22 protein-coding genes are annotated in these 17998 nt (G+C 68.8%); 11 read left to right on the top strand and 11 right to left on the bottom strand.

Features of this window, described 5'->3' with window-relative positions:
* The first annotated feature begins 458 nt into the window (after nucleotides 1-458).
* Nucleotides 459-1382: a Cof-type HAD-IIB family hydrolase gene (locus C5E41_RS02910; RefSeq protein WP_258080697.1), complete on the top strand. Its 924-nt coding sequence runs from the start codon at nucleotides 459-461 to the stop codon at nucleotides 1380-1382.
* 107 nt (nucleotides 1383-1489) lie between these two features.
* Here the strand turns inward: C5E41_RS02910 and C5E41_RS02905 are convergent, their stop codons facing one another.
* A complete protein-coding gene (locus C5E41_RS02905; RefSeq protein WP_104374295.1) occupies nucleotides 1490-1828 on the bottom strand; it encodes a hypothetical protein in 339 nt (112 codons plus the stop codon).
* 125 nt (nucleotides 1829-1953) lie between these two features.
* On the opposite strand from C5E41_RS02905, the gene C5E41_RS33635 reads away from it, so the two are divergent.
* The 7 genes from C5E41_RS33635 (at nucleotide 1954) to C5E41_RS02875 (ending at nucleotide 7183) form a co-directional block, all read left to right on the top strand.
* The gene (locus tag C5E41_RS33635) at nucleotides 1954-2109 is read left to right on the top strand and encodes a hypothetical protein (RefSeq protein ID WP_086007330.1); all 156 of its coding nucleotides are present in this window, start codon (nucleotides 1954-1956) and stop codon (nucleotides 2107-2109) included.
* Between the two features lie 162 nt (nucleotides 2110-2271).
* Entirely contained in the window at nucleotides 2272-2898 is a 627-nt protein-coding gene (locus tag C5E41_RS02900) for a nitroreductase family protein (protein ID WP_104374294.1), read from the top strand.
* A 139-nt stretch (nucleotides 2899-3037) separates the two neighbouring features.
* Nucleotides 3038-3178, top strand: a complete 141-nt coding sequence (locus C5E41_RS33630; protein ID WP_181063067.1) for a hypothetical protein — start codon at nucleotides 3038-3040, stop codon at nucleotides 3176-3178.
* Nucleotides 3179-3557: 379 nt separating this feature from the next.
* Nucleotides 3558-4352 (top strand): alpha/beta fold hydrolase, encoded by a 795-nt coding sequence (locus tag C5E41_RS02895; RefSeq protein ID WP_219823081.1) that lies wholly within the window; start codon nucleotides 3558-3560, stop codon nucleotides 4350-4352.
* A gap of 85 nt (nucleotides 4353-4437) precedes the next feature.
* Nucleotides 4438-5208, top strand: a complete 771-nt coding sequence (locus C5E41_RS02890; RefSeq protein WP_104374509.1) for a maleylpyruvate isomerase N-terminal domain-containing protein — start codon at nucleotides 4438-4440, stop codon at nucleotides 5206-5208.
* 64 nt (nucleotides 5209-5272) lie between these two features.
* Complete coding sequence (locus C5E41_RS35690) at nucleotides 5273-6325, top strand: FAD-dependent oxidoreductase (RefSeq protein ID WP_308706116.1); 1053 nt, start codon at nucleotides 5273-5275, stop codon at nucleotides 6323-6325.
* Between the two features lie 144 nt (nucleotides 6326-6469).
* Entirely contained in the window at nucleotides 6470-7183 is a 714-nt protein-coding gene (locus C5E41_RS02875; RefSeq protein WP_219823080.1) for an alpha/beta fold hydrolase, read from the top strand.
* A 205-nt stretch (nucleotides 7184-7388) separates the two neighbouring features.
* Here the strand turns inward: C5E41_RS02875 and C5E41_RS34760 are convergent, their stop codons facing one another.
* Together C5E41_RS34760 and C5E41_RS34755 are read right to left on the bottom strand one after the other, a co-directional pair.
* Entirely contained in the window at nucleotides 7389-8096 is a 708-nt protein-coding gene (locus tag C5E41_RS34760) for a helix-turn-helix domain-containing protein (RefSeq protein ID WP_258080696.1), read from the bottom strand.
* A 169-nt stretch (nucleotides 8097-8265) separates the two neighbouring features.
* Complete coding sequence (locus C5E41_RS34755) at nucleotides 8266-9501, bottom strand: AAA family ATPase (RefSeq protein ID WP_258080695.1); 1236 nt, start codon at nucleotides 9499-9501, stop codon at nucleotides 8266-8268.
* 132 nt (nucleotides 9502-9633) lie between these two features.
* Between C5E41_RS34755 and C5E41_RS02865 the strand changes: the two genes are divergently transcribed.
* Nucleotides 9634-10053 (top strand): nitroreductase family deazaflavin-dependent oxidoreductase, encoded by a 420-nt coding sequence (locus C5E41_RS02865; protein WP_104374292.1) that lies wholly within the window; start codon nucleotides 9634-9636, stop codon nucleotides 10051-10053.
* Nucleotides 10054-10102: 49 nt separating this feature from the next.
* Here the strand turns inward: C5E41_RS02865 and C5E41_RS02860 are convergent, their stop codons facing one another.
* The 6 genes from C5E41_RS02860 to C5E41_RS02835 form a co-directional block, all read right to left on the bottom strand.
* A complete protein-coding gene (locus C5E41_RS02860) occupies nucleotides 10103-11377 on the bottom strand; it encodes an MFS transporter (protein ID WP_104374291.1) in 1275 nt (424 codons plus the stop codon).
* Nucleotides 11374-12483, bottom strand: coding sequence for a PLP-dependent cysteine synthase family protein (locus C5E41_RS02855; protein ID WP_104374507.1), 1110 nt, complete (start codon nucleotides 12481-12483; stop codon nucleotides 11374-11376). The genes C5E41_RS02860 and C5E41_RS02855 overlap by 4 nt, the downstream gene beginning before the upstream one ends.
* Before the next feature lie 97 nt (nucleotides 12484-12580).
* A complete protein-coding gene (locus C5E41_RS02850; RefSeq protein ID WP_104374290.1) occupies nucleotides 12581-12976 on the bottom strand; it encodes a hypothetical protein in 396 nt (131 codons plus the stop codon).
* 325 nt (nucleotides 12977-13301) lie between these two features.
* Nucleotides 13302-13910 carry a sigma-70 family RNA polymerase sigma factor gene (locus C5E41_RS02845; protein ID WP_104374289.1) on the bottom strand — a complete coding sequence of 203 codons (609 nt, stop codon included), beginning with the start codon at nucleotides 13908-13910 and terminating at the stop codon, nucleotides 13302-13304.
* A 352-nt stretch (nucleotides 13911-14262) separates the two neighbouring features.
* Complete coding sequence (locus C5E41_RS02840) at nucleotides 14263-14463, bottom strand: hypothetical protein (protein WP_104374288.1); 201 nt, start codon at nucleotides 14461-14463, stop codon at nucleotides 14263-14265.
* Nucleotides 14464-14656: 193 nt separating this feature from the next.
* Nucleotides 14657-15847: an alcohol dehydrogenase catalytic domain-containing protein gene (locus C5E41_RS02835; RefSeq protein WP_104374287.1), complete on the bottom strand. Its 1191-nt coding sequence runs from the start codon at nucleotides 15845-15847 to the stop codon at nucleotides 14657-14659.
* 125 nt (nucleotides 15848-15972) lie between these two features.
* On the opposite strand from C5E41_RS02835, the gene C5E41_RS02830 reads away from it, so the two are divergent.
* On the top strand, nucleotides 15973-16344 hold the full coding sequence (locus C5E41_RS02830) for a hypothetical protein (protein ID WP_104374286.1): 372 nt from the start codon (nucleotides 15973-15975) through the stop codon (nucleotides 16342-16344).
* Nucleotides 16345-16348: 4 nt separating this feature from the next.
* Here the strand turns inward: C5E41_RS02830 and C5E41_RS02825 are convergent, their stop codons facing one another.
* Together C5E41_RS02825 and C5E41_RS02820 are read right to left on the bottom strand one after the other, a co-directional pair.
* Nucleotides 16349-16798 (bottom strand): STAS domain-containing protein, encoded by a 450-nt coding sequence (locus C5E41_RS02825; protein ID WP_104374285.1) that lies wholly within the window; start codon nucleotides 16796-16798, stop codon nucleotides 16349-16351.
* 237 nt (nucleotides 16799-17035) lie between these two features.
* Nucleotides 17036-17209, bottom strand: a complete 174-nt coding sequence (locus tag C5E41_RS02820) for a CsbD family protein (RefSeq protein WP_030518399.1) — start codon at nucleotides 17207-17209, stop codon at nucleotides 17036-17038.
* A gap of 189 nt (nucleotides 17210-17398) precedes the next feature.
* On the opposite strand from C5E41_RS02820, the gene C5E41_RS02815 reads away from it, so the two are divergent.
* A complete protein-coding gene (locus tag C5E41_RS02815) occupies nucleotides 17399-17992 on the top strand; it encodes an Rv1733c family protein (RefSeq protein ID WP_146097450.1) in 594 nt (197 codons plus the stop codon).
* Nucleotides 17993-17998: the final 6 nt, after the last annotated feature.

The following is a 17998-nucleotide window of genomic DNA, read 5'->3' as shown; positions in this document are numbered from 1 at the left end:
GGCGCCCCGTCACGAATACACAGTCGATCGAATACCCGAGAAAATCTCGAGCAATTCATCGGTAAATGTTGAATATTGCGAAACACCTCGGGTATCGACATAAAATCCTAATGTCCAGCAGAGCGGGTCGCGCGCCTATCGCGCGCGGATGCCGGCCCGCTGAGAAATCCGACGGGCCGGATCGGCCGAGGTGGAGCGCGGCGCTGCGGCTCGGTGCGCGCCGCGCTCCACCGTATCTTCGGGCCGCGGAGTCCGGCGGATGGTGAAAACGCGGGATTTCCCGGCAGATCAGGGTTCCGCTCCCTCCCTTCGGGGATGCACCCGACTCGCGGTGCGATGCCCTCGGCCGGGGGCATCGCACCGCCGCGCCGGTCGGCGTACATACTGGCCCCGACAGAGCAGGCACGACGACGACCGCGCCGGGGGCGCCCCGCTGTGGCGCGTCCCGGTGCGGCGGCGTGGTCGACGGCGAAAGTGGGCAGGTGCGCAGCGGATCGGTGGATGACATCCCGGAAGACAATGGACCCCTGGGCCGTTCGACGGTCTCGGCACCACCGTCGTGGTCCTCGATCCCGCCCGGTAACCACGATGTGCGACTGGTCGTCTGCGATATGGACGGCACCTTGCTCACGGATTCCGGTGCCGTGCCCGACACGTTCTGGCCGCTGCTCGACGTGATGCGTTCGCGGGGAGTCACCTTCGTGCCGGCCAGCGGGCGGCAGTACGCGACGCTCGCCGCGCTGTTCGAGCAGTCGCCGGACGGGGTGTCGTACATCGCCGAGAACGGTTGTCACGTGGTCCATTCCGGCGTCGCCGTGTCGACGACCTGCCTCGAGTTCGATACCGTGCTACAGGTCGTACAGGCGACCCGGGAAGCACCCAACGCCGCCGAACTCGGACTGGTGGTGTGCGGCCTGAACAGCGCCTATATCGAGCGTACGGATCCGGCATTCGTCGCCGAGGCGGCGAAGTACTACGCCCGCCTCGAGCGCGTCGACGATCTCGCCGCGGTGACCGACAAGGTGCTGAAACTGGCGATCCACGACTTCACCGATGCCGAGCGCACAGCCGAGCGGGTGTTCGGATCGATCGCCGCACGCGAGCAGGTCGTGGTGTCCGGGCAACACTGGATCGACATCATGAGCCGTGACGCGGACAAGGGTCGCGCGGTGCAGTCGCTCCAGGAGGCGCTCGGGATCTCGCCCGCACGGACCGCGGCGTTCGGCGACTACCTCAACGACCTCGAGATGCTCGAGGCCGCGCGATGGTCGTTCGCGATGGCCAACGCCCACCCCGAGGTTCGTGCCCGCGCCCGCTACCTCGCACCCGCCAACGACGAGGACGGCGTCGTGACGGTGTTGTCGCGGATATTCGGTTCCTGAGCAGGCACGCTGTGGCTTTCACCCGAGGAGCGCAACGCCATGCTCGACGGGTTCCGCCGCGTCCTCGCCTCGGGCAGCGGGAACGGTCCTGGCCCGGATCGCCGGCCCTATCTGATCAGTCCGGTCATGTTTCCGGGTGCGCGGACGCCCGGCTGAGGCAGTCGCACGGCGTTCGTCGTGCGGGCGGGAGGGGGACGTGCGAGGCTGAGCGACATGTCCGAACGCGCGGATGTCTCACCGAATCTCACCGAACAGGGCCGCGGGCCGGCCATCGCGCGTGCCGCCACCGAACTGATCGCCTGGGTCGCGGCGCCGTGGGCGCTGGCGTCGTGGTCCGTGGCGGCGGCGGTGATCGCGGTGGTCGTGCTGATCGGCGTACCGACGATCTTCGCCACCCGCGGTGACATGAAGCAGGTGCTCGTCGCCGTCCCCGGCTGGGCCACCATCGCGATGATGCTGCTCCCGAGACGTTCTGTTTACGCCCGTCAAGGCCGGGTATCTGCGATGTGTTATCGCAGTACGGCCGAACGCGGCAGCGCCTGGATAACAAAAGGCAAAGGGAGAGTTTCACATGATTATTCTGGGAGTTATCCTCCTCGTTCTCGGGTTCGTTTTCAGCATCCCGATCCTCTGGACTCTGGGCATCATCGCCGTCGTCATCGGCGCGATCCTGGCCCTGCTCGGAGCGTTCGGACGTCCGGTCGCCGGGCGCGCGCATTATTTCTAGCGACGGCGAATTCCTTTCTCCGGAGCGCGTACTCCCACCGTGTGGCGGGGGTACGCGCTTTGCCCTTCACAGGTGCGGACCGCATCGCTTCGGCTTATCCGGGAACAAAACCCGCGTCGGGCATCCTTGGACGGTATACGCCGATCCAGAAGGAGACCCGTAGTGACCGAACTGCTTCCGCTCACCCCCGACGAATTGCTGACCACCACGCGTGCCGTACGCCGCCGTCTGGATCTGACCCGGCCCGTGCCGCTGGATGTGATCCGCGAGGCGCTGGAGGTGGCCTTGCAGGCGCCGTCCGGAGGCAACCGGCAGCATTGGCACTGGATCGTACTCACCGATCCGGCGGTCAAGGCGCAGGTCGCGGAGCACTACCGGCGCTCATATCTGGCCTACCGGGAGGCCGGGGGCGAACCCGCCGACGAGAGCGCCGCCCGCATCGCCACCAGTTCGGATTATCTGCGTGAGGTGATGGCGGAGGTCCCGGTGCTGGTGATCGGTGCGATCAGCACGGGCACCAGCGCGGCGCTGCCCGACAACCAGGCGGGACTGTGGGGTTCGCTGCTCCCGGCGGCGTGGAGCCTGGCGCTGGCATTGCGCGCGCGGGGCCTCGGAACGACTTGGACCACATTACATTTGCAGTACGAGCGCGAGGTCGCGGAGATTCTCGGCATTCCCGACGACGTCCGCCAGGGTGTGCTACTCCCGGTGGCCTACACCAAGGGCACCGACTTCCGGCCCGGCCCACGCGTGGATCTGGACTCGGTGCTGCACATCAACGGTTGGTGAGCGCGTCCGGAAGACGTTCGAAGCCAACGGGTTCCCGGATGTTGTGACACAACCCATAGGTCGCTCGTGCGAGACATGTTGTGGCGCTTGGGCTTCGGGGTAGGCCTGGAGTACGACCGATCGCGGAAGGAGAGAGCTCGTGAACGTTTCGATCACCGCTTCCCACCGTCGCCGCCGGGCCACGCCGAACGACACCGAGGACGCCCGTTCCGCCGTCCTCGTCGTGATGGTCTGGGCCGCATTGATCGTCGCGGCCGGCGTACTGCTGATCTCGCTCTAGCGTTTGCCGCCCGGCTGTCGAGGTAGTCGGCTACGAGTCGAGAAAGGACGAATCATGTCCCATCCGAATCATCCGAACGACGACGACACCGAGGAACCGCGGGGTGGGCGGCCCGGACCATTTCGACCGTCCGGCAATCGCGGACGCCGGCACCCTCGGGGCCATCACCACCACCGAGGCACGCCTTCCGGCACTTGAGGTTAGGCTAACCAATGTGACTGGGAGCGCGCAGGGGACTCGGACGGGACGATCCGTACGGCAGCGAGCCGATCCGGCCGCACCGCACAGCCAGGGTGCGGCGAGCACGGCGCCCACTCGCGACGGGCGTCGGCTGTACTACATGCACCGGCCGGGGCGGAACGAAACCCTTTCTCCTCTAGTGGTTTTCGAGAGCGGACTCGCCTGCACCCGCTCGTACTGGGCGGCGGTGCAGCGAGAATTCGACGACTACGCGGCGACCGTCGTCTACGACCGCAGCGGCCTGGGCCGCAGCGCCCCCGACACCGCACAGCGCGGACTCCGGCGGCTGGCCGACGACCTCGTCGATCTGCTCGATCACCTCACCGAGCGCTTCGCCGCACCGCGGTTCGTGCTGGTCGGCCACAGCTGGGGCGGCCCGATCGTGCGAGTCGCCGCCGCGGAGCGGACGGACCGGATCACGGGCGCGGTGCTGATCGATCCCACCGACGAGTTCTGCGACGACCTGTTCACCGCGGCGTCGCGGCGGGCGGCCCGCACCGGGCAACGACTCAGCGCCGCACTCGCACGTATCGGCGCACTGCGCCTGGCCTACCGCGACACCCTCGCGGCGCTGCCCGCCGATGCCCGCGCCGACTTTCGCGCCGAGGGCTTCACGGTCGCGGCGATGCGCACCCGCGCCGCCGAATTGGCCTGCCACACAGCAGATCTCGAGCAGTTGCGACGGACCGACCCCGACCGTCGTGAGCTCGCCGTCACGATCGTTTCCGCCGACTCGCCCTCCACCGGTATCTCGGCCCGCTCGCGCGCGGCGATCAACGCCGCGCATCGGCGGCGGGCCGTACGGCCGCACGGCCGGCATGTCGTCGCCGAGCGCTGTGGCCATATGGTGCCGACCCAGCGGCCCGGGCTCGTCGCCGCCGAAATAGTCCGCATCATCGAGGAATACAGGCCGGGCGAGCGAATCGTCGGGTGAGATCCGGCAGCGGCGGGGTATGCCCGAATCAGAACGGACCCGCCGCGACAACCGGGCGACGAAGGCCCGGTCGGAGGAGATGCCGATGGTTTCACACACTGCCGCCGAGGCGTTGCCGGAATGGGAGGCCTTCGCCCACGCCGTACAGTCGCGCCGGCCCGACGCGGGCACCTGGTGCGAGGGCTGGACCGTACGCGATGTCCTGATCCACAACACCGGCAATGCCGAGGAGCTCGCGCGGGTACTCGCCGCCCATGCGGCGGGCAGTCCGGTGCCGACCCGTGGTTTCGAGGAGCGGGAGGCGCCCTACCGCGCGATGCCGGACGCCGAGTTGTGGGCTGCGTTCGTGGACCGGTGCGAACAACTCGTCGAGACCGCGGAGCTGATCGACACGCTGTCTCCGCTCGAGGCGATCGGCTGGACCGGGCGAACCGTCGCCCCCGACTTCTTCCTCGAGCACATGCGCCAGGAGATGGTGCTGCACCGCTGGGATATGACCGGCGACGACGCGACGGCGATCGATATGCTCATGCAGCCGTGGATAACTCGCCACAGTGTGCGCGATGTCGGCCTCCCGTTGCTCGCGCGCGGCAGCAGGGACATCGATTTCGGTCCCGAGGGCCGCATCGAGGGCCGATTGCGCGCACCGGGCACCGACGACGTCCTGGTCGTCGCCGCTCCGGACGGCAACTCCATCGAGTTGGTGCCGCCGCACGGGCAGGCGACCGTGGAAAGCGATCCGGCCGTGCGCGCGCTGTTCCTGTGGGGCCGCCGGCCCGCCGATCCGACGCGCTGGCACAGCAGCGCGGGCCCCGAGGAACTGGGCCGGCTCCGCGCGCTGCTCGCCGGATACTGACTCCCCGTGCACCGGTCGGTGCCCTGCCCGGATTGCGCAGCGCGGGGGCGGGCAGTCCGCGGAGATGGGTGCCACAACCGATGTCGCCGTGGTCGGAGCCGGAATCGTGGGCCTGGCCACGGCTCACGCGCTACGCCGGGCCGGGCTCTCGGTCACCGTGTACGAGTCGGCCCGGCCCGGCGGCGGTCAATCGGCCGGTCATTCCCGGATCTTCCGCCACGCGCACACCGATCCCCGGCTGGTCGAGATGGCGGTGGCCGCCCGTCGAAGCTGGCGCGAGTGGGAAAGCGACTTCGGCACCGAACTGATTTCGGAGGACGGAGCGGTCGCGCTCGGGGACGGCGTGGCGGACAAGCTGGAGTTCCTGCGGCGGACCCCCGGTGTCGATGCCCGCGGTATCGACACCGAGGAGCTCGCGATGCGGCTGCCACCGCTGGCCGACTACGACGGCCCGGCCATGCTGGACGCGACCGGCGGCTCCATCCGCACCGTCGCCGCGATCGACGCTCTCACCGATCGGTTGCGCGACGCGCTGGTCACCGACCACGTCCTCACGCTGCGGCACACCGCAGCCGGGACCGTCGAATTACGCACCGGCACAGCCTGTTCGGAATTCGGCAGCGTCGTCGTCTGCGCGGGCCGCGGTACCGCACCGCTGGCCGGGACGCTGGGCCTCGCCCTGCCGGTCCAGGTGTCCGCGCACGTCCGGCTTTGTGGTCGCAACGTCACCACCACGAAGGAGAATCCCGTGAGCGACATCAACGACCTGGTCGAACGCTACCTCGCCGTCTGGAACGAGACCGATCCCGCCGCCCGCGCCGCGCAGATCGCCGACCTGCTCACCGACGACGCCGAATACACCGATCCGCTGGTATCGGTGCGCGGTCACGCCGGTCTCGACGCGACCGTCGCCGCGGTCCAGCAGCAGTTCGCCGGCGTGGACTTCCGTCTCGGCGGCCCGATCGACAGCCACCACGGCATCGCCCGCTTCACCTGGCAGCTGGGCCGGCCGGGCGAGGAGCCGCTGGTGATCGGCTTCGATGTCGCCGTGCTCGGTGACGACCGCCGCATCCGCCAGATCCTGGGCTTCCTCGACAAGGTGCCCACCGGCGCCTGATCCCCTCCCGACACCCGACACTTCTCCCCGCAAAGGACCGGTCATGTACTTCACCACCACCGATGGAACCACCCTCGCCTACGCGGACTACGGCACGGGCGAGCCGATCGTCTTCGTCGCCGGCGCCATGCTCAACACCGAGATGTGGGAGTACCAGATTCCGTACTTCACCACCGTGGCTACCGCTGCATCGCCCTGGACCGGCGCGGCCACGGGCGCTCGGATCGCCCGTCCACCGGCTACGACATCGACACCACCGCCGATGATCTCGGCGCCCTGCTCGACCATCTCGACCTGCGCGGCGCCACCCTGGTCGGCCACTCCACCGGCGGCGCGGAGATCGCCCGGTATCTGGCCCGCCACGGCGAAAGCCGCGTTGCCCGAGTAGTTTTCCTCGCGGCGATCCTGCCCTTCATGAAGGCCACCGACGACAACCCCGGCGGCATCCCGGAGGCCATGCTCGACGCGCTGCTGGACAGTGTGCGCACCGATCGCGGCCGGTGGCTGGCTCGCCAGTCGCAGATCTACTTCAACACCCACCTCAACCCGGACGTCTCGCCGGAACAGGTCGACATCACCTACCGTCAGTGCCTGTCGACCGCGCCGTGGGCGACGCTGCACATGCAGCAGGCGGTCTTCCACTGCGACAACCGGGAAGCGTTGCGCGGCGTCACGGTTCCCACGCTCATCGTGCACGGCGGCCTGGATTTCTCCGCGCCGGCCGAGGTCACCGGCCGGCGCACCGCCGAACTGATGCCGAAAGCCGTCTACAAGGAATACCCGACCGCCGGTCACGGCCTCTACACCTCGCACGCCGCCGAGTTCAACAACGATCTCCTGGAATTCGTCAAGGGATGAGCGAACACCGTTGTTCCGCAGCACAATCCCGAGGAACACCCTTGTCCACACCTACCATGCTCGCCCACGGCACCCGCCCGGCGAGCCCACCACCGGCACGGGCCACCCTGCTCGTCCTGCCGACCGGGATCTTCATGGCCACATTGCACTTCTTCATCGTCAGCCCCCGGTGTCGCCACCGGAGGCTCCGGCATGTCGGCATCTGTCAATGCAGTTGATCCGCAATGGTTTTCAGCTCGCCGCGCGAGGTCACTCCGAGTTTCGGGTACGCCTTGTAGAGGTGGTAGCCGACGGTGCGGTGACTGAGGAACAACTGGGCGGCGATATCGCGATTGGACAGGCCCTGGGCGGCGAGGCGAGCGATCTGCAACTCCTGCGGGGTGAGACCCGTCACCGCGCGCGGCCGCGAATCCGGTTGTGCGCCGGCCCCGCCCGGTGCCGCGCCGGTCGCGACGAGTTCGGTGCGGGCGCGTTCGGCCCAGGGGCGCATGCCGATTCGCTCGAACATGTCCAGCGCCTCGGTCAGCACCGTTCGCGCCTCGCTCTTGCGGCGGGCGCGGCGCAACCACGCGCCGTAGAGTTGCGCGGTGCGGGCGTATTCGACCGGACGGGCCTCGCGGTCGTGCAGATGCAGCGCCCGCGTGTAGTGCGCCTCGGCGCGGTCGTCGTCGGCCAGCAGTGCGCGGCAACGCAAGACGAGCGCCTCGGCCCACGGCTGCCGCACCGCCGTGGCCCAGTCGGCGAGCCGATCGGCGTGAGGTTCGGCCCGGTCGGCGGCGCCGACCCGCACCGCGGCCTCGACCAGATCGGGTATCGAGCGCATCGCGCACAGGTGATGGCGCAGCGGGTCCCGGGTCAGCCGCTCGAAACGTGACAGCGCGGATTCGGCTCGGCCCGAACCCAGTTCGAGCAAACCCAGCGACCACTGCGCCCACGCCGCACCGGGCGAGGCGGAACCCGGTGTGCTGTCGGCGAGCCCCGCCTCTGCGTACTGCGCGTATATTCATGCCGCCGAGGGCGACGAGCAGCAGTGCCGGCCGCACGGCGGGCGAGCCCGGCGGCACGCTCCAGATCGCCCGCGTTCAAGGCGGATTGGGCGGCCAGCGCCTCCCGGTGCGCGCGCGGTCCGGGGTCCGTGGTGAGCCGGGCGGCGCGTTCGTAGGCCACGGCGGCCGCCTCGTGGCCACTGCGGGCGAGCGCACGCGCGGCCGTATCCTCCAGGGCCGCAGCGACTTCCGTATCCGGTCCGGTGGCCGCGGCGGCCGCGTGCCAGGCGCGGCGGTCGGCGTCGGCGGGACCGTCCAGCGCCGCCGCCAGCGCGCGATGCGCGGCCACTCGCTGCCCCAGGGGGCCCGCTGGTACACGGCGGCCCGGATCAGCGGATGGCGGAAGGCGATCGTCTCCGCCGTCTCGCCGCGCACCAGCAGTCCTGCCTCCTCGGCCGGGGCCAGATCGTCGATTCCGGCGCCGACGGCCGCCGCGGCGCGCAAGACCGCCGACAATTCGCCGGACTCCTCGGCGGCGACGATCAGCAGCACGTCCTGCGTCGACTTCGGCATCCGGCTGACCTGGCCGTGGAAGGCCAGCTGCAGTCGATCGGTCAACGTCAGCGCGGCCGGATGGGCCGCACCGGGACGTTCGCCGCGGGTGGCGGCGGCCAATTCGAGCAATGCCAGCGGATTGCCCTGCGCCTCGGCCAGGACCTGCCGGCGTACGCCGGCGGGCAGTTCGCGACGGTCCAGCAGCGCGGCCGCGGCGTCGGCGTCGAGGCCGGCGATGCGGCGTTCGGGCAGATCGGCAGCCCGGGCGAATGCGGCACCGTCGCGGGCGGCGAGGATGATCACGACCCCCTCGGCGTGCAACCGCCGGGCGGCGAACAGGATCGTGTCCAATGAGGCACGGTCGAGCCATTGCGCGTCGTCGATCAGGCAGACCAGCCCGGTATCGCCGGCGTATTCGGTGAGCAGCGACAACACCGCCAAGCCGACCAGCATCGCATCACCGCCGGGATCGTCGCCGAGTCGCAGTGCCGCCTCCAGCGCCGCCCGCTGGCGCACCGGCAGGGCAGGCAGATGTGCCAGCGCCGGCCGCAGTAGCAACTGCAATCCGGCGAACGGAAGTTCGGCCTCGATTTCCACCCCCGCGCCGCGCAGCACCCGCAGGTCGCCGCTGAGATCGGCGGCGTGATCGAGCAGGGCGGTTTTACCGATTCCGGGTTCGCCGCGCAGCACCAGCCAGCCGCTCTCCCCTGCGCGGGCCCGGTCCAGCAGGGCGGCGATCGCCGTGGTATCGGCCGCGCGCCCGTACAACTCAGCCATGGCACCGCGCGGTGGCGGCCGCCACGAATCGGATCACGAACACCGGACCGATCATCGCATACCGCGCGTTCCCGGTCTTTGCACGTGCGCGCCTCCCGTCCCGGCCACGCGTTCGACAGCAGAATGTAGGTCATGAGCGATTGGAATACCGCGATCATCGAGGAATTTCGAGCCAACGAGGGCCGCGTCGGCGGTGATTTCGAGGGCGCACCGATGGTGCTGGTGCATCACCGCGGCCGCAAATCCGGCCGCGAGCTGGTGGCACCGATGATGTACCTGGCCGACGACGAGAACCCTGACGCCGTCTATGTTTTCGCGTCCAAGGCCGGGGCTCCGACCAATCCGGACTGGTACTACAATCTGATCACCGCCGGGACGGCCGAGATCGAACGCGGCACCGACCGATACCCGGTGTCGGTGACCGAAGTGACCGGTGAACGCCGCGACCAGATCTTCGCCGAACAGGCCCGCCGCTATCCCGGATTCGCCGGCTACGCCCGCAAAACGGAAGGCATCCGCACCATTCCGGTGCTGGAACTGCGACGCGCATGATCTGTCCGGTACTCGTCCGCGGCCGCGGACGAGTACCGGCCACCACCGATCAGGCGGATTCGCGCACCGACTCCGTCGAAACCACTTCTCCCCCAGCCGATTGCGCGTGTGACGTCCGCTCCAGCACGGCCAGCGCGACGGCCGCGAGTGCCCCGATCGCGGCGAAGCCGCCCCACACCAGCGCGTCGAGTCCGGCCGACCGCGCGGCATCCACCACCACGCCGGTGACGAGGTTGCCGGTCAGGATCCCGACTCCGACCACCGTGTTGTACAACCCGTAGTGAGTGGCCACGAGTGTGCCGCCGGAGAGCGAGACCACCGTGTCCATTTCGAACGGGAAGACCGCCGCGGTCCCGACCGCGAGGATCGCCGCCGAAATCAGCAGCGCCGCAACGGCAGCCACCGTGCCGAACGGCCGCGGCCCTGGTATCAGCAGCAGCGGCAGGAAGGACGCGGCCAGTACGCCCATGCCGGCCACGAGGCCGCGGCCGGTCCCCCACCGGCGGCGAAACCATGCGGTGATGCGCAACTGCCCGGCCACCGCGACCACCCCCGACACCACGAACAACGCCGAGGTCAACGCCTGCGCGTGGTCGGAGCTCAGATATTCGGCCTGCAACGGCAGCGCCAGATAGACCTGGAACGACAGCACATACGAACCGATCATCGCGACGGCGAAGGCCAGGAATCGCCGGTTGGCCACTACGGTCCGCCAATCCTGGAGCACCGTCGTGCGCACCGCGGGATCGCTCGCCCGCCGCGGTGGCAGCGCGAACAGTTGCGCGAGCGTCAGCACCGCGAAGACCACGGCGGCGGCCGCGGCGGTCACCCGGAAGTCGGTGACCAGCAGGGCGAGTCCGGCCAGCGGCCCGACGAGGATTCCGGCCTGATAGAAGATGTTGAAGATCGCGAACGCCTCGACCCGGCGTTCACCGGTCTCCGCGGCCAGGTACGCGCGCACCGCCGGATTGAACAGCGCACCGGCGAAACCCGTTGCGGCCGAAGCGATCAGCAGCATCGGCAGGGAGGTGGCGAAGATCAGCAGCGCGAATCCCGCGGTGCGCAGCAGACAACCCGCCACGATGAGCGGTTTGTAGCCGAGCCGGTCGGCGAGCGTGCCGCCGACGAGGAACATGCCCTGCTGGGAGAAATTGCGCACGCCCAGCACCAGCCCGACCGCCCACGCCGCCAGACCGATCGGGCCGGCGAGATATCCGGCCAGGTACGGCATGAGCATGTAGAAGCCCAGGTTGATGCCGAACTGGTTGACCATCAGCAGCCGGGCCGCCGGGTCGAAGCTACGGAATCGGGCGAGGACACTCATGCGGCGGGCTCCGGGTCGAGGGTGCGGGGGTCGACGACGGTGGTGCAGCGAGTCCACGAGGTCACGGCTCGCTCGGCGGGATGGCCGATCGTGTCGGGTTCGACGGGCGGGTCGGCATCGAGCAGGCCGTGTTCGTCGCAGTAGGCGTCGTTGTAGACGGTGTCGGCGTAGCGGTGCGGCCCGTCGGGAAAGACGGCGGCGACCCGGGTGCCGGTGTCGTGCACGCGCGCGGCCCAGCCCGCCACCAGCGCCACCGCGCCGACACTCCAGCCGCCGCTGGCGTGATGGGTGGCGGCCAGCGTCCGGCAGGCCCACACCGCCTCGGCCGGTGCTACCCAATGGATTTCGTCGAAGGCGGCGTAGTCGACGTTGCGGGGGTGGATGCTCGAACCCAGCCCGCGCATGAGGCGCGGCCCGGCCGGCTGTCCGAAGATGGTCGAGAACACGGTATCGACGCCGATCAATCGCAGCCGCGGATTGCTCCGGCGCAGCACCCGGGCCACGCCCGCGGAATGTCCGCCGGTCCCGACCGCGCACACCAGGACGTCGACGCGGCCCAATTGCTGCACCATTTCCAGGGCCAGCGATTCGTAGCCGTCCACATTGTCGGGATTGCCGTACTGGTCGGGGCTCCAGGCCTCCGGTTCGGCGGCCAGTAATGCCGCGACGCGATCGCGGCGCGCCTGTTGCCAGCCGCCGGCCGGATGCGGTTCGGTGACCGTCTCCACCTGCGCGCCGTAGGCCCGCAGCAGTCGCACCACCATCGGTTCCATGCCTGGGTCGGTGACCACGGTCACCGGATGCGCATGCACCATCCCCGCCAGCGCGAGACCCAATCCCAAGGTGCCGCTGGACGATTCGACGATGCGCGCGCCCGGCCGCAGGTCGCCGCGATATTCGGCGCAGCGCACCATGTGCAGCGCCGGGCGGTCTTTCATACCGCCCGGATTGGCGCCTTCGAGTTTGGCCCAGAAGCCGCGGCCGCGGCCGCTCAGCGGTTCGCCGATCCACAGCACCGGCGTATTGCCCACGAGGCCGCGCGGGCGCTGCGCCGGGATCGGTGCCGCCGGAACCGGCTGGGGGTGGTCGAGCACGATGTCGTCCATGACTGTCGCTTTCGGTATCTCCGCCCGGTGCGGGCGGTACGGATGCGGGCAGCGGACACCGGCCGCCGGCATGGGCCGGCGGCCTGTCGCTGACCGATCAGCGGCGGGCGATACCGAAATGCGTCAGAATGTCGCGACCGATGCGTGGTGGCGGGCCGGGCGGTCCGCGCACGGCGGTCGGGAGAAGGTGCCACGAGGCGGCGGTGATGGGCTCCACCGCAGCCCACAGCTGGCCTGGTGGCCAGAGTTTCGCCGGATCGGCCGGAAGCACCGAGTCCAGGACGACGTGCCTGTCGTGCACACAGCAGTGGTCCCAAGCGGGCAGATGGGAACCGAGGTGAACCAGCGGCGATTTCGCGGCTGCGGACGAGGCGACGGCGCCGGGCGTCTCCGCGTCGGCGACCGCGCAATCGGTATGCAGCGCGAGGAGAGTGAGGAGGAAGACGAAGATCATGGCCGCGACACCCCGCCGCGGCCGGAGCACGATGCTCACCGCATCCGCACCCGCCGCTCGAGCGGCCGGAGCAGCGCACAGGCACGGTGCCGGGCCACGGTCCGGGTCGGACACCGATCCACCACCCCAAGCCTCCTCATCACGAGTGTCTTTGCCGCACAACACCTTCACACGGAGCTGCCGAACACCGAAACGATAGCCGTCCCACCATTGGAGACCGCTACCATAGGGTCGGTGATATCTACTACTTATGTACGTAAATAGTAGACAATAACCGACTCCCTAACGAGCGTCGCCGTCGCAACAACACCTCGCAATATACCCCCAGGGGGTAGGAAAACCCAACTGCCGGGAGCGGGCGCCCTCACTCCGTCTCGTCGCGCGCCTTCTCGGAAAGCCTGGAACCGAGCGTTTTCAATCCGGCCCGGATGCGGGCCTTCGCCGTAGGCAGCGGGATGCCCAGATCCTGCGCCACCTCCGGATAGGTGCGGCCACCGTAGAACGCGAGCAGAATCGCCTCCCGCTGCCGATGACCCAGCCGGTGCACCTCCCCCGCGACCGACCGCTCGTCCAGCCGCTGCGTCACCTCGTCGAACACCACATCGCATTCAGGCTGATACTGACCACGTCCGAACGCACGCTCCCGGTCCGCCATCGATTGCTCCGAGCGCACCCGGTCGACCGCCCGCCGGTGCGCGAACATCATCAGCCAGGCCATCGGGCTGGCCCGCCCAGCGTCGTATTCGCCGGCCGCGGCCCATGCCTGCAGATAGACCTCCTGGCTCACTTCCTGAGCCAATCCGGGGCTACGCAGAATAGCGGTCAACCGCGCCATCAGGCGGGCATTGGTGCTGCGATAGAAGACGGCAAACGATTCGGCGTCCCCGGCCGCAGACTTGTGCAGCAAGGTAGCCAGCTCCGCAGCGGTGATCGTTGTCGAACCATTCTGTCGGTAACGCTGATCGATGTCCATCGCACACCGTTTCGTTTCGCCGGATAGTCGTTACCTGCGGTGAGAGTCGGCGTCGTTGCCGAATCGCCTGTTCGATCCTTGTGCCACCGAGCGCCGATGCCCGCGGCCGAACCCGTGATACCCGATCCGAGCCGCTGGAACCGGCCGATCGGTGCCGTCACATTCAACGACATATCTAACATCGAAGGCCGAGTGCCAGATGTTAACCACAAAAATGGAACAATCTCGAGAACGTCGGCATTCCGCGATCGGAGCAGCGGCGGCGACCGAAGACATCGCGGTGAGCCCGACAGCCGCGTAGGCCGGATCGATGATCCGGCCTACGCTGTCCAGTCCATCGTGGCGATTCGGGTCAGCGACCGCCGTGGCTGTGCTGACCGCCGGCCTGTTTGGCCGCGGTCGGCTGCGCCTGGGCACCCTTGCGCCCGGCTTCGTGCGGATCGGCGGCATTGCGCTGGCCGAAGCTACCCGAGCTGGCCTGTCCGCCGCGACGAGCCTGCTCCTCGGTGTCGCTGCGGTTGCCGAACTGTCCGGGATTGTTCTGGTCGGCCATTGCGGACCTCCTTCGCAGTGGGGACTTCTTCGATCGCGACCGGCGTACTGCCCGGCCACATCGGAGGCACTACCCGAGCCTCCCGGGTCTATGCACCTGGCATCCCGACCGATTGCGAAAGTACTGGTCGTGCGCGGAAATATCTTGCGGCACCGGGCGATTCGGACATACCGGCCGAGGGCCGCCCACACGATCACGCGGCCGCCGGGTCGAGGACCACCTTCACCATGCCGTCGGCCTTGCGCTGGAAGTCGTGATACACCCGCGGCGCCTCCGACAGCGGAAGCCGGTGGGTGGCAAAGGTTTCCACACCGAGCGGATCGCCGTCCCGCAGAAGGGGAAGGATGTCACCGGCCCACCGCTTGACGTTGGCCTGGCCCATCCGCAGCTGAATCTGCTTGTCGAACAGGATGCGCATCGGCAACGGGTCCGCCATACCTCCGTAGACCCCGGACAGTGATATCGTGCCACCGCGCCGCACGATATCGATCGCGCTGTTCAATGCCGCGAGCCGATCCACACCGACGGTATCCATCAGCTTCTGCGACACCATCGCCGGCAGATAGCCGGCCGAACGCTGCGCCAACTCCGCGACCGGCGATCCGTGCGCCTCCATACCCACCGCGTCGATCACACTGTCGGAGCCCCGCCCGTCGGTGCGGTCGCGGATCACATCCCCGGTCGAGGCGTCGATCTGTTCCAGGTCGACCACCTCGATACCGCGATCGGCCACCCGCCGCAATCGTTCCGGCACCCGGTCCACACCGATCACCCGGTAGCCGCGATGGGCGGCGATCCGGCACGCCATATCCCCGATCGGGCCCAGCCCCAGCACTACCACCGAGCCGCCGTCGGGCACGCCGGCGTACTCCACCGCCTGCCAGGCCGTCGGCAGGACATCCGACAGATACAGGAAGCGGCTGTCGTCGGGACCGGCCGGAATCGGGATGTGGGTGAAATCGGCATGTGGAACCCGCAGGTACTGTGCCTGAGCGCCCGGCACCTGTCCGTAGAGCTTGGAATACCCGAACAAGGCCGCGCCACTGCCGTATTCGCGCACCTGCGTGGTCTCACACTGCGTCGGCAAACCGGTATCGCACATGACACAGTGCCCGCACGCGATCTGGAACGGCACCACCACCCGATCACCCACCGACAGCGACCGCACCTGCGAGCCCACGTCGACCACCACCCCGATCGGCTCGTGGCCGAGCACATCACCGGCACTCATGTACGGGCCGAGTACCTCGTAGAGGTGCAAATCGGACCCGCACACACCCGAGGAGGTCACGGCGATGATGGCATCGGTCGGTTCCTCGATCCGCGGGTCGGGCACCTCATCCACCGAAACCTTGCGGTGGCCCTGCCACGTCACTGCTTTCATCGTGTCACCTCGATCTGCATCTGTGCTGGATACGGCCACCGTCGGCCTACCCGCCGCCCGGAGGCCCAAACGAACGGGCGCGGCGCCGACGGTTTGCGGCGGGCGATTGCGGGCACGCGAAGCACATGGCTGGAAACGAATCCGACGAAGACCTGCTCACCTCGATCGAAGGACTGGATTCCGACGATGTGGGCAACGACGACGGCGACGAGATCGTGGAACCACCCGACGACTGGTCGGGCGTGGACAGCTACGGCATGACGGCCCGCGAGCAGCGCACGGAACGCCCACTCTCCCAACGCCTGGCCGAAGAAGAGCCGGATGTGGGGACCAGGCCGCCCGCCGAGCCGACGCTGCCGGAAGCCGGTGCGACCGAAGGCCTGGATTCGATCCGCACCGGATCACCCGGCGGCGCCAGTGACACCGAGGCCGTCGAGGAGATCGTGCGGCGCGAATCCGATACCGACGACTCCTACTTCCCGCTCCCCGACGAGTAGCGGCTCACCCCGGGGTGGCGGCGATCGCGGGCCCGGCCGCGTCGTACGTGGCGCGGCCGACCGCGCTCACGACGGTCGAATGGATCGGCAGCTGCCGGGTCAGTGGATCCAGCGCAGCAATCCGCACGATCGTCGGCGACTGGGTGACCAGACAGAGATGCACCCCAGCGGCGCGGTAATGCTCGGCCTCCCGCGCCAGCGCCAGCAGGGCGCGCCAGGACAGGAAGCCCAGGCAACTGGTGTCTATCACCACGATGGGCACGCCGCTTTCGGCAGCAGAACGAATGCGTTCGCTCCATCCGGACATGGTGTAGCTGTCGGCCTCGCCGCGAAACGACAGCACCAGGGCGGGGCCACGAGTACGCACGACCGCGGTGAGGCGCGCCTCGGCAACCTGGGAGGTGCCGGGTTCACCGGCGGGGACTACTGGACGTAATTCGGCGCTCGAGCTCATTCAGGTCTCCAACCGGAGCCGAGGGCAACGGGCACAAGCCCGCTGCGGGCGTCCTACCACATGAAGACCGACCCGCGCTTTCCTTCCTAACAGAGACGAAGCAGTCTGTACAGCCGAAACGACGAAACCGCAGGTCGAGCGGGTGCGCGGCAACCACCGCGGGTAGGAGACGGGGCCCGTACCAGGCGCATTCGCCGCGTCGGTACGGGCCCCGTGACAAGACGGTGCCGGACGAGATCAGTGATCGAAGGCGTCCTTGACCTTCTCACCCGCGTCCTTCAGGTTCGACTTGGTCTGATCGGCCTTGCCCTCGTTCTTCTTGTCCGGATCGCCGGTGGCGGCGCCCAGTTTCTCCTTCGCCTGCCCGGCGGCGTCCTCGAGCTTGTTCTTGGCCTTATCGATGGCACTCATACCGTGCTCCTTCCGAGTTGCCGGACCACCCGCAACGACTGCGGGTCGCATCGATGCGATAGCCACGCAGGTTCGAGTCAAACCTGTCGCCGGACGTGGCGAAGATCCACTCCGGACGCCGTTTGCCCGGCCCGCGAACGGCTACTCTCCGACCGTGCCTCTGCCGGTCGTGGTGGGAGAGTGAGAGTGGTGCGTACTACCTTCGCGGTACTGCGGGCCGGGCGACTCGCGCCCTGGACCCGCTCGCCGTTGATGCGCCGCGACGATCGCTTCGAGCAGGCGCTGCGCCTCGCCCTGCTGCTGGGCGCACTCGCCGCGATCCTGCTGGCCGTCGCCGCCGGCACCGCCCAGTATCGGGTCGAACTCGCCTCTATCCACGCCGACAACGCCACGAAAACCGCTGTGACAGCGGAGGTTACGAGCGATCCGATCCGGATGCCGGCGCCCAGCGGCATGTTCGCCGACCAGCTCCGCGCCCAGGCGCAGTGGAGCCGGGACGGGCATCCGGGCCAGGCGATGGTCGATGTCGACGGCACAACACATCGCGGCGACCGAATTCCGTTGTGGCTCACCACACGGGGTGATCCGACCACACCCCCGGTCGCCGACGATGCCGCGGTCGCCAAGGGTATCGCCACCGGCACGGCCGCCCTGCTCGCATGCTGGGCGCTGGCCTACGGGCTGGCCCGGTGCACCGGCTACGCCCTGGATCGGCACCGGGCCGGCGAATGGGAACGCGAATGGCGGCGAATCAGCCCGCAGGTGGGACACGGGCACTCCTGAGCACCG

The organism is Nocardia nova (assembly GCF_002933465.1).
Classification (GTDB): domain Bacteria; phylum Actinomycetota; class Actinomycetes; order Mycobacteriales; family Mycobacteriaceae; genus Nocardia; species Nocardia nova_B.
Note: the sequence above shows the minus strand (reverse complement) of the source record. Positions and strands in the feature narration are given on the sequence as shown.